The sequence below is a fragment of the Candidatus Defluviilinea gracilis genome, assembly GCF_057138825.1.
This window is the reverse complement of the sequence record NZ_DBNHEF010000081.1, coordinates 23,986-36,321: the sequence shown is the minus strand read 5'-3', so window position 1 is coordinate 36,321 and position 12,336 is coordinate 23,986. Positions and strand designations below refer to the sequence as shown.

At 53.3% G+C, this 12,336-nt stretch carries 11 protein-coding genes; 3 read left to right on the top strand and 8 right to left on the bottom strand.

Annotation, left to right across the window (positions count from 1 at the left end; translation table 11 throughout):
* Positions 1-292 precede the first annotated feature (292 nt).
* Positions 293-1,915, top strand: a complete 1,623-nt coding sequence (locus AC16KF_RS17340) for a DUF4153 domain-containing protein (RefSeq protein WP_484038614.1) — start codon at positions 293-295, stop codon at positions 1,913-1,915.
* Between the two features lie 291 nt (positions 1,916-2,206).
* Positions 2,207-3,340, top strand: coding sequence for an alpha/beta fold hydrolase (locus AC16KF_RS17335; RefSeq protein WP_484038613.1), 1,134 nt, complete (start codon positions 2,207-2,209; stop codon positions 3,338-3,340).
* Here AC16KF_RS17335 and AC16KF_RS17330 read toward each other — a convergent pair.
* Genes AC16KF_RS17330 through AC16KF_RS17300 form a run of 7 tightly spaced genes read right to left on the bottom strand, consistent with a single transcriptional unit; the run spans position 3,333 to position 10,725 of the window.
* Positions 3,333-4,661, bottom strand: a complete 1,329-nt coding sequence (locus tag AC16KF_RS17330; RefSeq protein WP_484038612.1) for a glycosyltransferase 87 family protein — start codon at positions 4,659-4,661, stop codon at positions 3,333-3,335. The two genes, AC16KF_RS17335 and AC16KF_RS17330, sit on opposite strands and share 8 nt — an antisense overlap.
* Before the next feature lie 7 nt (positions 4,662-4,668).
* Entirely contained in the window at positions 4,669-5,043 is a 375-nt protein-coding gene (locus AC16KF_RS17325) for a response regulator (protein ID WP_484038611.1), read from the bottom strand.
* Positions 5,040-6,737: an ATP-binding protein gene (locus tag AC16KF_RS17320; protein WP_484038610.1), complete on the bottom strand. Its 1,698-nt coding sequence runs from the start codon at positions 6,735-6,737 to the stop codon at positions 5,040-5,042. Before AC16KF_RS17320 ends, AC16KF_RS17325 begins: the two co-directional genes overlap by 4 nt.
* Positions 6,738-6,741: 4 nt before the next feature.
* Positions 6,742-8,211, bottom strand: coding sequence for a type B diterpene cyclase (locus AC16KF_RS17315; RefSeq protein WP_484038609.1), 1,470 nt, complete (start codon positions 8,209-8,211; stop codon positions 6,742-6,744).
* Positions 8,212-8,222: 11 nt separating this feature from the next.
* Positions 8,223-9,116: a diterpene synthase gene (locus AC16KF_RS17310; protein WP_484038608.1), complete on the bottom strand. Its 894-nt coding sequence runs from the start codon at positions 9,114-9,116 to the stop codon at positions 8,223-8,225.
* Positions 9,116-9,700 (bottom strand): methyltransferase family protein, encoded by a 585-nt coding sequence (locus AC16KF_RS17305; RefSeq protein ID WP_484038607.1) that lies wholly within the window; start codon positions 9,698-9,700, stop codon positions 9,116-9,118. The genes AC16KF_RS17310 and AC16KF_RS17305 overlap by 1 nt, the downstream gene beginning before the upstream one ends.
* A 5-nt stretch (positions 9,701-9,705) precedes the next feature.
* Positions 9,706-10,725, bottom strand: a complete 1,020-nt coding sequence (locus tag AC16KF_RS17300; protein ID WP_484038606.1) for a GNAT family N-acetyltransferase — start codon at positions 10,723-10,725, stop codon at positions 9,706-9,708.
* A gap of 115 nt (positions 10,726-10,840) precedes the next feature.
* Between AC16KF_RS17300 and AC16KF_RS17295 the strand changes: the two genes are divergently transcribed.
* Positions 10,841-11,287, top strand: a complete 447-nt coding sequence (locus tag AC16KF_RS17295; RefSeq protein ID WP_484038605.1) for a PPC domain-containing DNA-binding protein — start codon at positions 10,841-10,843, stop codon at positions 11,285-11,287.
* Between the two features lie 223 nt (positions 11,288-11,510).
* Here the strand turns inward: AC16KF_RS17295 and AC16KF_RS17290 are convergent, their stop codons facing one another.
* Positions 11,511-12,308 carry an energy-coupling factor ABC transporter ATP-binding protein gene (locus AC16KF_RS17290; RefSeq protein ID WP_484038604.1) on the bottom strand — a complete coding sequence of 266 codons (798 nt, stop codon included), beginning with the start codon at positions 12,306-12,308 and terminating at the stop codon, positions 11,511-11,513.
* Positions 12,309-12,336 lie beyond the last annotated feature (28 nt).

Genomic DNA, 12,336 nt, shown 5'->3' with positions numbered 1-12,336 from the left:
TTTCTATAGGATGGCGATTAATTTGTGTGTTCCCCTGAATGAATGTCAGCAGTATGTCACACTTCAAAAGTAATGTCAATGGGCGAAAACTGCCTCTTACCAAGTTGTAATTTTCCAAACCGATGTCATTCTGAGCCGCGCTCTTGTTCTTTGCGGCGAAGAATCTCTCTCATGGAAAGCGAGACCCTTCGCTAACGCTCAGGGTGACATGTTTGCCAAATTCTGATAGTAATTGAGAGCCTCCGCAAGCGCGGCAAGGCTATGCTTGGCAAAATTTTTCTGGAGGCTGCGCATGAAAACAAATCCAAATCGATTCTGGTTACTCGTCATCCTGCTTGGCTGGGCGTTCGATTTTCTTTTTTGGGAAAAGCCCGCGGGTATCAACTTCATCTTGTGGGTGACTCTTTGTCTTGCGACGGGAATCTACCTTTTGCAGACGGACGGGCTTCGCCTCTCTCGCAGGGGAGGTCTGCTTCTGCTCCCCGTCCTTTTTCTTTCACTGACAGTTTTTCTCCGCCGCGAACCGCTGACGGTCTTCCTCTCCGTTGCAATGACTCTCTTCCTCATGGGCGTTTTCGCGCTCACCTACCTCGGCGGCAACTGGACGCGCTACCGCATCTTCGATTACCTCTTCGGGTATTTGACTCTTCTCGCGAGCATGATCGCCCGTCCGCTTGGGTTCAATGCCGAAGTAAAGCGCGACCAGCCGTCCCTGAGTGAGAAGCGGACTTCTCCGCTTTGGTCCATCCTGCGCGGAGTGGTCATCGCGTTGCCCGTCATTGCCATCTTCGGCGCGTTGTTGTCCTCGGCTGACCTTGTCTTTGCAAAACGATTTGAAGAATTCATTGACCTGTTCAACATCGAGAACCTGCCTGAATATATTTTTCGGCTGGTGTACATTTTGATTTTCGCGTATACCATCGCGGGCGCATTCTTGCACGCCGCGCAAAAATCGGACGACAAGGTGGAGGAGAAGAATCTCGTCCCGCCGTTTCTCGGTTTCACCGAGTCTGCCATCGTGCTGGGAAGTTTGACCATCCTGTTTGCCGCCTTTGTCGCGATCCAGTTTCAATATTTTTTTGGCGGGCAGGCGAATATCAACATCGAGGGTTATACCTATTCGGAATACGCGCGGCGCGGATTTGGCGAACTCGTGGCGGTGGCGTTCTTCAGTCTGTTGATGTTGCTCGGCTTGGGAAGTATCACCAAACGCGAATCGGAAACCCGGCGGCGAGTCTTTTCGACGTTCGGCATTGTGCTGGTCGGCTTGGTGATCGTGATGCAGGTGTCGGCGTTCCAACGGCTTGTGTTGTATGAAAACGCCTATGGCTTCTCGCGCCTGCGGACGTACACGCACGTGTTCATGCTCTGGCTGGCGGCGTTGTTGATCGTGGTCGCCGCGCTGGAACTGCTGAAAAAGGAACGCGCCATCGGGTTTGCCATGGTCATGGCGTCGCTGGGATTTATCGTCTCGTTGAGTCTGCTCAACGTGGATGCGTTTATTGTCAAGCACAATATCCAACGCGAGATCAACGGATATGCTGAAACGCCTGGCGAGGGAAGCGAAGTGGAAAACACGCGCGGGGGTCGTGTCGAATTAGATACGCAATACTTTCTTGAGTTGTCCGATGATGCGGTTCCTGCGCTGGCGGGTGGTTTTCAAAATAAGGCGTTGCCTCTCATGACACGCGAAGAGATCGGCGCGGCGCTGGCTTGCCAGAGGTATGATCGTAATCAAGATGCGGAGACGACCCCGTGGCAGGGAATTAATCTCTCGACCATTAATGCCGACCGCGCCTTTGAAACGATCGAAGCCGATTTATCTACCTACAAGGTCATAGACTCTGATTCGCCGCCAATGGTGAAAACCCCCAGCGGCGAGGAAATATCCTGCTGGGGATACTACAGCGATTAACCTGTGAAGTTTTTTCTTCAAGGTCAAACAGTCCCTGCATACGCAATATGTGGGGACTGTTTGTTTACAAGAATTTTACCTCCGCATGAAATTCCTACAACGTGCCTATCTTAGAATAAACGAAATTCATCCAAAGAAAGGATTGTTATTATGTTTACGATGATACGACGTCTGTTGATTGGTATTTTTGCGCTTATCTTTGTTGTAAGTAGTTTTGGGTGTTCTTCTCCCTCGGCTACGGAAAGCCCCTCGGCTATAACGCCGCCTGCGAACACCGCAGTTGCCGCGACAATGGCTCCTCCGATCTCAACGCCAAATACGAGCGGCGAAACCTATTCGTACATTGTCAATGGGAACAACAAGCTTCCTAAACTAAAACGTCTCTTCGGTGAAAATACGATATTGACTCTGGTCGTGTACGATCTTATGGGAAATGAACTTTTCCGCATCGAAGATGTTTATCATACTTCGACGAATCTCAACGAACTTCTTGCTCCGGGCGAGTACAAGTTAGACTTTTATGATGAACACGGAACGCTTCTTGTGCCGAGTCAAGAAGTGGATGATGTGGTGACCATCAAGGCAGGTAAAGAGACCGATTCGAGTTCGCCGTCCAGCCAAAATGGTTCGCAATCCGCTGGCGGTTACACGTCAACAATAGTTACCTATGCCAATGAAAGTTCTACTGAGCTAAAGTTCAATCTTATCAAGCCAGAGACCGGTGAGAATTTCCCGGTGATTGTATGGATACATGGCGGCGGGTTTGGTCCCGGGGGGTTGAACTCTGCCGAAGGGTTTGAAGACGATTTCACTTCCGAGGGCTACGCAATTGCGGCGGTCGAATACCGAAGTATGTTGGATGGGTATTTCCCCGCTCAAGTTGAGGACTTGAAAGGCGCAATCCGTTACCTGCGCGCGAATGCTTCGCAATTGAATATTGACCCCGATAGGATTTTTATCTTGGGCACATCCTCCGGCGGATTGCTTGCATCGTTGGTGGGCGTTACGACAGACCTTCCCGAATTCGAGGGAACAACTGGAGGCAACACAAATGTTTCAAGCCAGGTTGCAGGAGTGATCGATCTCTTCGGCTCCGTCACAACCGCGCAGATTGACAGTCTCTCCCCCGACATACTCCCCCTCACCTATGAATTATTCGGTTGCTCGCCTTACAGCGATTGCCCAGATCGCGCCAAATTACCGGTTGATAATTACATCACCGCTAACGACCCGCCGTTTCTAATCATCCATGGCACCGACGATCAAACCGTTCCGTATCAAGAATCTGTTGAGTTATCGAATCTTCTTGCCGCTGCTGGCGTCCCAACGACATTCGTAACCGCGGAAGGATTTGGCCACGACAAGGATGGCATTATCACAGCGTATTTCGACGCCATCATTTCGTTTCTTGAAGGGATTAATTAGGCTTCGCTAAGCGCTGTTGCAAGTCGTTTGCGAGGTATCGAATCAGCAACCCATAAAACACGATGATGAGAACCAAGATCCATGGAACATACAGGATCGGGTCGGTGAGGATGTACACGCGTTCGTAGATCACGCCGTATCCCAACACCAGTACGCTCGCCAGTCTCCAGACGTCCAATATGGCGTAGGGAAGAAAGAGCGCCCATAGAGCGGCGCGGACCCATGATTGTTTGACGACTGTGAGAAGGTAAACGAAAATTGGCAACGCCAGTGAAATCTCCCATACCATATTCAGCCAGATGAAGGCGCCGAGGTAGAGCGCGAATCCGAGCGCGAGCGCGGTTTCGGGCGTTTCGCGTCCGCTTTTTTGGATGGGGTTCCTAAGAAATTTCAACGCGACCAACCCAAGCGGGATAAGTAAGATGGCTTTTACAACCAAAGCGAGCTTCATGTTGAAGGAGTTCACGCCGAGATAATACAGGATCGTCTGCAACACCGAGTGATTGTAGCCGAAGAATGGTTTGTCTGGTCCCCACCATGGAAAATCTGGAGTAAGTCGGGAGAGGAAAGCGATGTAATCCTGATATTGCCGCGCCACGTACTCCGCGCCACCTCCCAGGATGGTGATTCCCGTCACGGCGAGATAGGCGAGGAGGGTACCCAGCATCAATCGAAGGAAGAAGCGATATTGTCCAAGTAGGAGGGGAATTCCGAGCGCGAATCCCCAGTGCGGCTTGATGGGGATGATCACTGCGCCGATCCAAAAAGAAGCCCATGGCAGGTTTTCTTCCAGCACCGCCTCAAGCCCAAAGGTGGCGAACAACGCGATGATCAGATAGATGTTGAGGATGGCGAGATCGTCCCAGAAAACGGTGAACAGGAGGAATAGCGGGAGGAGTTGCGCCCAAAGTTTTTCAGCGCCCTGTAGGTTGTATCGTTGGTACAGGCGCGCCCAGCGGTTGTAAAGCAATCCATAGGCGACCAGGTGGATGACGGTGAGCAGGGGTATCTGAATATTGAGCGGCGCGAGGAGGATAGGACTCCAAAAAAAAGCGAATACGGGCGTGTAGAGATAGTGAGTTTCGAGAACCTCGAGCGAGCCTTTGAGGTAGAGGTCTTCCCGGTCTCTGAAATGTTCTGCGGCGGGGATGTAGGCAAATTGCAGATCTGCCGCGGCGAAGGTGTCTTGCGCCAAAGCCTGCGGTGTAAGCGCCTGCGCAAAAAAGTATGCCTGCGCGCCGAAGCGAACAATGGCGTAAACGACGGCAAAGATCAATGCGGCGCGATACCGCTTTGACTCAGCCCAGCATTGGTTGATCATGGGCGTGTTAGATTTCGTCTTTAGGTTTTAACCGCGCGGCGAGGTCGCGCAATTGCCCGAATAGAATTGGTTTGATCATGGCAAAATCCACCTGGTCGCGGAGTTCCTCGGCGAGGCGGGCATCGGCGGTCGTGATCATGATCCAACTGGTGTTAAAGCGCTCGTCTTTTTTCATCACATTCAACAGTAAATCCTTGCCCGAGATATGCGGCAGGTGCATATCCAGCAGGATGAGGAAGGGCGTTGCTCCATGGATTAATCGTTCCCGCGCGGCTTTGCCGTCGAGGGCGTTTTCCACTTCGAACCCGATCCCGCGCAGCGCCTCGGCAAAGATGCTCGCCAGGTCTCTGTCGTCTTCAATGATCAATGCCAGTTTACTCATGAACTTCTCCATGCTGTTGGGTATTCCTTTGGGGCGAGGAGCGGAAAGCGGATGAGAAACACGCTTCCCTCGCCCAGTTGGCTGGTTACACTGATCTCGCCGTTCATTAACCCGACGAGTTGTTTGACGATGGATAATCCCAGCCCGAAACCGCCATGTTCGCGGGTGGCGGCTCCGTCCACTTGACGGAACGTTTCGAAAATATGCGGGATCTCGAACTCCGGGATGCCCTGCCCAGAGTCTGTCACTTCAATGCCCCAGCGTTCATCCTGGCGGAGCAATTTGACATGGACAAACCCGCGATGCGTGAATTTGACAGAGTTCCCCACCAGGTTCACAAGGATTTGTTGCAGTCGCGCCGGGTCGCCGACCAGCCTTTCGGGAAAATCGTCTTCGATCTCGCTGGTGAGTTTCAAGTTTTTATCCGCGGCGGGTTTGTCCATCAGGCTGTGCATGGTTTCGAGCAACTCGGCGGGTCTGATCGTTTGGTTGCTGATGGTGAGCTTGCCCGCTTCGATTTGCGCCTGATCGAGCAGGTCATTGATCAACGCCAGCAGGCGTTGCGTGTTCTTCATGATTCGGTCTGCCATGTTCACTTGTTTTTCATTGACGGGACCGTACACCGCCTCCTTGAACATTTCGGCATAGCCGAGGATCGCATTCAGGGGCGTGCGTAATTCATGCGACACGATCCCAACGAACGTGCTTTTGAGCCGCTCCACTTCCGCCTCGCGCGTAAAATCGCGGAAGACGATGACGGTGCCGGTATCTTCCCGCCGTTGGTCGTAGATCTGAGCCGCGCTGACCGAGAGGGTCTTATCGCCCCATTCGACGCGAAACCCGATGGGCTGGGTGCCATGTTCGATCATGGAGCCGAGGAGCGCGCGGCTGTTAGGAGCGAGGCGGGGATGTTCCACCAGTTCACGGAAGTTTTTGTTGATGATCAACTGCAAAGGAATATCGAGCATACTTTTGATGGCGGGATTCGCCATGGTGGCGTTCCACCTTTTGTCGAAAACGATCACGCCGTCCGCAATCGAGTTCAAGATCGCCTGGTTGCGTCCCGCCTCGATCTTTTCTCTGGCAAGCGATTCCGCGAGAGCCTCTGTCCGCTCTGCCACCACGCGGTCCAGGTTCAAATTGATGGAGCGCAGTTCGCTCAACGCCTGTTCGAGACTGCGAGCCGATAACCATGAGACGAAAGCGATCAGGAAAAACCCGAAGACCCCGGGAATATTGGGAGTAATTTCCAACGATACAGCCAGATACAAAACCACTGCGCCGCTTATTCCCGCAAAAATGAAACTGGAAGCCGGTGTGAGGAGAATGCTCGCCATGAAGATCGGGATGGTGAACGCGAAAAGCGTTCGTCCGCCCACGATCTGGTCGGGAGTATCGCTAAAGAGAAAAATGACGTATAAAAAAATTAGGAATAAAACAGCCGCGGCTCTACCCGATCCAAAATAGTTCACCGCGTACACGATTATCACCAGGATGAACGTGAGCGCGCTGCCCCATAAGAGAAGATAAAATTCGGCGGGGTCTACTGTGGCGGCGAAATAGATGAACGATAACATGCCGAGCAACGCTACTCCCGCCGTGCCTGCCAGCAATATGCCAAGGATCCGCCTTTTACGGGTGTCTTCAGGGTCCGATGTGGAAAAGGTAAATAAGCGTTCGATGAAGTTTTTCATAGCATCAACCAGCCAAAGCCAATGCGCTGATCACCGCGGATCGAATTACCAGGTTGGGGCTATATAAGCACTTACCGATCCATAGCGGCGGATAAGGCTTATCCATATTTTCCGACAGCCAGCGCGCGGCTCGCGTCATGGCGGTTTTAGGCACTCTCGCCGCTTTTTGGTTCCACACCCAAAGCGCCTGCGCGGCATAAGCGGTTTCTTCCGCGGTTTTTAGGTAGGCTCCCCAGGATCCATCCTTATTTTGGGCGCTCAGGATCCAATCCACCGATTCAGCGACCAGGTCATTGGCAATACCGGCGCACGCGATAATGGCATGTGATGTGGCGTAATAAGGCGATGCGTGCCACTTGTCTGCCCAGAACGGATTCGTCCCTCGCGCTTTGTGAAGAAAACGCGCAACTTTTTGCACCGACGAGTTTTTCATATCCAGCCCTGCCTGCCCGAGGGCGCCCAGCACGTGAATATTTGCGCTAATCGAAGGGTTGGCTTCCAAATCGAAACAGCGGAAGTGATCCTTCTCTTCATACGAGAGCACACTGCCCAAGTCCTTTTCGATCCCATACCTAAGCAAGGTATCGAATACCAAACTTGTATCATCGCTGTCTTTGACCGTGTACCCTGCGGCAAATCCCACGCCGCGTTTTGGAACCCAGGCATTGGCAAGAAAGTCTAAATGCGGCTTGAGTTTGGCGTGTTGCTTCAGGCCGGGGATCAGGCTCAGATTCCACAACGACCACCCGATCTCGAAGACATCGAATGGGGCAACGTTTGGAAAACTGCCATCTGGTTTCATGATGTCGCGCAAATAGGCAAGCGCGGCTTTGTCGCCTTTTTTGATGTAGGTTGCAAAATAGGCGGTGGCAGACGGGCTGACTCCCACAGAGCCGTTGCTCTCTTGCAAGTTGTCCACATCGAGCATGTGTTTGCCGTCCACGCCCGCCATCTCAGCCGAAAACGCCATGGTGACATGACGGCTGATCATGTTGTCTTTCAGGTAGGCGAGTTTCACCGCGCGTTGTTTGGATATTCTGCCCAGGATGCGGTTCGCCTGATTTTTGATTAAACCCAGTTTTTCGGCTTCTGCCACCAGGGTGGGAGCGATCATTTCGAAGCCGACAGTTGCCCCGTTTGGGTCGGAGGATAGCCCCCCCGTCGCTTCGCTCACGATTCGTTCAAGGGCGAGTTTGCCTTTGACGATCTGTGCCTTGTCCGCTTCGCGGTGGCCGCGCCGTTCCAGCGCGATCATGGCGGCGAGCGTGCAAACCACGCGGTCGTGGTAGTACATTGGCGCTGGCGCGCCCCAGGTGCCGTCGGGTAATTGATTTTTTGTCAGCCAGGTTAGGGCGTGGGCGCTGATGGATGGATCGATCTCGTCCAGACGGGCCGCCCATGCTGTGTCATAGGCCGTGCTTGCCATATGACCGGGTCCGATTTCGTTGATGAGTGTCGTGATGATGTCTGTCATGAGGTTGGTATCTATTCTGGAAACCATATGCCGAATTTCAGTTTTCCGACGCCGAACACAGAATCTTTATAGCGGCGGTAGTATTCGCGAAGTTCGTTGAGCGCGTCAGGCGTAAGTTTGGCGTAGTCGGGTTCGGGCGCGCGGCGGGTATACAGGTGATCGTACAAAATAGATCGAAGTTGATGAGCCGTCATATATGGTGATGGACTGCGCGAGAAATACAAGTCTTCTTCGCCGGTGGCAAGCAGGGGCATGTCGAACGCGCTGAATTTGTCGAAGCCGATGAATAGGCTCACCGGGGGAAGTTCTTCTCCGTAATATTTTTTTACCAGCGCGGTCTTGTCGGGTATCGCGCCTTCCGCGCGGTAATGCTCAATGGCAAGGCGGGCTATGGTTGCTGAAGCCTCGTCGGCGAAAACGCCGAAGTAGAGACGAAATGCCGAGTTGGATTTTGTCGCTTCGACCACATCCTCCATGGATTGAAGCGCGCCCGCATGGGGTGTCGCTGTCAACGCCGCGCGAAAATCTCCGTAAAACCGAACCTTCACGTTGTAGCGTTCGAAGAATTTGCGATAATTTGCGTCGGTGGCGGTGCGGATGAGTCCATCGATGCCGACGCGCTGGGTGTATTCGTCGCCGCGGCTCAAGAGTTCGCGCCCAAAGACCGGAGCCAGAATGGTTTCGATCCCATGATCGAACAGCAGCGCGCAGAGTTCGATATGATTTTGGATCGACAAATCCATGTATGTTTGAAAAAAATCGTTTTGAATCTTGCCGGCATGTTCAAGCATGAACCAACGCCGCGTGCCGTTGATGGGGAATACGCAGACTTTTGCGCCGCTCGCTTTGACGAGGACGGCAACCTCTTCGGTGGGGAGTTGGAGGAATTCCTCGAACGTGGGCATCAAAGCATCCACAGCCGGGGCAGGAATCGGGGGGTGCGACGCGCGTAGTCGCCGTAGCCGGGGAGCGTCTGCGTGAGCAGTTCCTCTTCCTGTTTGGCGGCGCGCGTGAAATCCCAGATGGCGTAGATCAGGGCGGCGAGCGTGGCGAACGAGGGGTTAACAAAAAACAGCCCCGCCGCAATTCCAAAAAAGGATGTGATGACCGGGTGTCGCATGAGTTTGTAGGGACCGGTGTCGATCACTTTGTGATCGGGTTGAACTTCGACGCGCTCGGCATAGAATTTTCCGAGATGGGCGCGCGACCAGGCGTGTAGCGCGAGCGCCTTCAGGATCAATAGGATGCCGAGGAGTTGCGCGAAGAATCCCCAGGCGGCAGTGGTGCGAAAACTCAATTGCGGGAGCAACACCGGTTGCAGGATCAGAACAGCGACGAGGGTAAAGATGAACAAGGTAAAATCCCAGGCGCGGCCTGTGCCGCTGGCGGCGCGTTGTTTGTCGTAGCGGCGGATGAGGAGGAAATCCATAGCGTAAAAAAGAAGGATGGCGAGGAACGTGAGCGCCGCTTGAATCGTTGCCGGGAACATGGGGTTCAACTTTTTGCCGCGCGCGCGAGGAACCCCGCCATGGTCACCATGGCGTGATTGGTATCTTCCAAATGGAAACCGAGCCTGCGTTTTACATCGTACGCGCCGGCGCCGAAGCGCACGAGGCGAACTTTGTGTTCGAACGCTTCCCGCAAAGCGGCGTGGAGCAGGTAGAAATATCCGCCTGGCACATCGTCTTCCAACCCAAGCGCGGTGGCGAGTTGGAAGTTGTTGTCGCGCACCACAGCGCCGCATCCGACGAGTTTGCCGTCTTTGCGCAGTTCGAGCCAGTCGCCGTCGATCATCGAGAAGTTTTCGAGTAAGCCGCGCATCCATGGGTTGGGCGCGGAGCCGTGCCAGATGGACACATGCTTGATGAGGGTGAGCGCGGTTTCCACGTCTGAAACCGACCGGTGTTTGGAGAGGACGAGTCCCGCTTCCTCCGCTTCTTTCACGCTTTTCTTGTATTGTTGGCGGTCTTTTTTGTTGCCCGATTCGAGATAGGCTTCGAAGTTGTCCCACTCCATCGGCATGAAGGTGCCGGGTTCTGAAACGGTGACGGGTTCGTAGCCATGGGGCCACGCATAGCGCAGTTGTTCGGTCAGCAGGTAATCGAAGACCAGGAATGAGCAACGTTGTTTTTTGAATTCCTCCTGCGCCGCTTGCGCGAGGGCGGCAAGCGCTTCATCGTGGAGTTCTCCGCCGGGAAGCAATAGCGCGGATGTGTCGGCGAGCGGGGAACGGCATACCAATAGCGGGCGGTGCTTTAAAATAGACGCCATGAAGTTGCGGGCAATGCTTGGGAGGGGAAGCGGTTCGTTTGTGACGCGGAACAATGCCGCGCCTCCGACCGGCGTTTTGCCATCCCAGGCGATCAAATAGGTGGCGGGGCTGTCTGCCATGGCGTGTTCGCCGAACACGTACCACGCATGGCTCTGAAAGCCGCGCCCGGCGGCGATGCGGTTCCAAATGTCTGGTTTGATGTCGTGGATGCTGTGAAAAACTTCAACTTTTAACTTTGTCATATTCGCTCCCGTGCTTTTCCATTGTACATGAGCCTATGGATTTTATCGCTGGTATTTGCCTTGCAAAAGTGAAAACCGAGAAGCATGACCGTATAATTGCGCTGGAGGTTCGTCCATGCAAAATTATACCTTTCGATTGAAATCTGGGCAGGATTTGTTCGACAGTATTCAGGACTTTGTGAACGAAAAGCAGATTCAGGCAGGGTGTGTGATCGCATCGGTGGGGAGCCTGCGCCGCGCGGTGTTGCGCTTTGCGAACAGGAATTCCTTCTCGGAGTTTGATGAATTTTTCGAGATCGCGTCCATCACTGGCACGGTGTCTGTTCACGGGTCGCATTTGCATATTTCGATTTCCGACGCGGAGGGAAAAACCATCGGCGGGCATATGGAATCGGGCTGTATGATTTACACAACAGCGGAGGTTGTGCTTCTGGCGTTCGATGAGTCGGCGTACCAGCGCGAGTTTGCGGAGGATTCGGGGTATGAGGAGTTGGTGGTTTACCACTTTGCAAACACAAAAGGCGCGACGGTCACAAAGAAAAAACGGCTCTCCCGTTTCTGACGGGATTACGACTCGCAGGAAGATTCTTTGCCACGAATTTACACGGATGTTCACGAATGTTTTAAACAATCCGTGTGAATTTGTGAAATCCGTGGCTAAGGTTTTTGGGCTTTCCCGTTAATAACGATAGAGCCGAAAAAACACAAGGAAATTGGGCGCTTTTTCCCTTTGTATACTTTGTGTCCTTCGTGGTGAGGCGGTTTTCCGTTAATTCTGGAGACCCTTATTTTTTCAGCCCCGCTAGAAATTCTTCCTCATTTCGCACTGTCTTTTGAAAGCCCAGCCTTTTGCCCAGCCGTGTGAGTTGAGGAGGGTCAACGTAGGTTGTGGCAAGAATATCTTCCTGCCCAAGCGCATCGTTGGCTTTGCCGTCGAGCAGGATGCGTCCCTGCGACATGGCGATGACGCGCTCGAAATTTTCGGCGCAAAAATCAATGTCGTGCGTGATGGTGATGATGGTTTTGCCGCGTTCTCGTAAGATTTTGATCACGTTGGCGATGCGCGCGATGTTTGCCGCGTCCTGTCCTGTTGTTGGCTCGTCGAAGATGACGATGTCTGTGTCCATGGCAATCACGGATGCGAGCGCGACCATCTTGCGCCATGTTGCGGATAGGTCGTACGGATTCGTCTCCGTTTTATCGGATAACTCGACCATTGCCAACGCCTCTTTTACCCGACGTTGAACCTGCTCCCCGCTCATCCCTAAATTTTTCGGCCCGAAAGCGACTTCGATCCCCACATTCTTAGAGAACAATTGCTCGTCGGGGTTTTGAAACACATAACCGACCCGCCGCGCCATCTTTGCTACCGAATGTTCGCGCGTGTCCCAATCGCCAATTTTTACCGAGCCAGAGGTGGGTTGAAGCAATCCATTCAGATGTTTGACCAATGTCGTTTTCCCCGCGCCGTTCTGTCCGACAATCGCAACTTGCTCACCCGATTGAATCGTGAGCGAGAGTCCACGCAAGGCTTGCACACCGGTTGGATAGGAGAACGTTAGGTTGTGGATTTCGATGTTCATGTTGATTTTGCGCAGCGGACGTTCTCTA

Coding starts and splice junctions, on each gene's coding strand:
- AC16KF_RS17325 (WP_484038611.1), bottom strand. CDS start 5,043: ATGAGTAAACTGGCATTGATCATTGAAGACGACAGAGACCTGGCGAGC.
- AC16KF_RS17330 (WP_484038612.1), bottom strand. CDS start 4,661: ATGATCAACCAATGCTGGGCTGAGTCAAAGCGGTATCGCGCCGCATTG.
- AC16KF_RS17295 (WP_484038605.1), top strand. CDS start 10,841: ATGCAAAATTATACCTTTCGATTGAAATCTGGGCAGGATTTGTTCGAC.
- AC16KF_RS17305 (WP_484038607.1), bottom strand. CDS start 9,700: ATGTTCCCGGCAACGATTCAAGCGGCGCTCACGTTCCTCGCCATCCTT.
- AC16KF_RS17315 (WP_484038609.1), bottom strand. CDS start 8,211: ATGACAGACATCATCACGACACTCATCAACGAAATCGGACCCGGTCAT.
- AC16KF_RS17290 (WP_484038604.1), bottom strand. CDS start 12,308: ATGAACATCGAAATCCACAACCTAACGTTCTCCTATCCAACCGGTGTG.
- AC16KF_RS17310 (WP_484038608.1), bottom strand. CDS start 9,116: ATGCCCACGTTCGAGGAATTCCTCCAACTCCCCACCGAAGAGGTTGCC.
- AC16KF_RS17320 (WP_484038610.1), bottom strand. CDS start 6,737: ATGAAAAACTTCATCGAACGCTTATTTACCTTTTCCACATCGGACCCT.
- AC16KF_RS17335 (WP_484038613.1), top strand. CDS start 2,207: ATGGCTCCTCCGATCTCAACGCCAAATACGAGCGGCGAAACCTATTCG.
- AC16KF_RS17300 (WP_484038606.1), bottom strand. CDS start 10,725: ATGACAAAGTTAAAAGTTGAAGTTTTTCACAGCATCCACGACATCAAA.
- AC16KF_RS17340 (WP_484038614.1), top strand. CDS start 293: ATGAAAACAAATCCAAATCGATTCTGGTTACTCGTCATCCTGCTTGGC.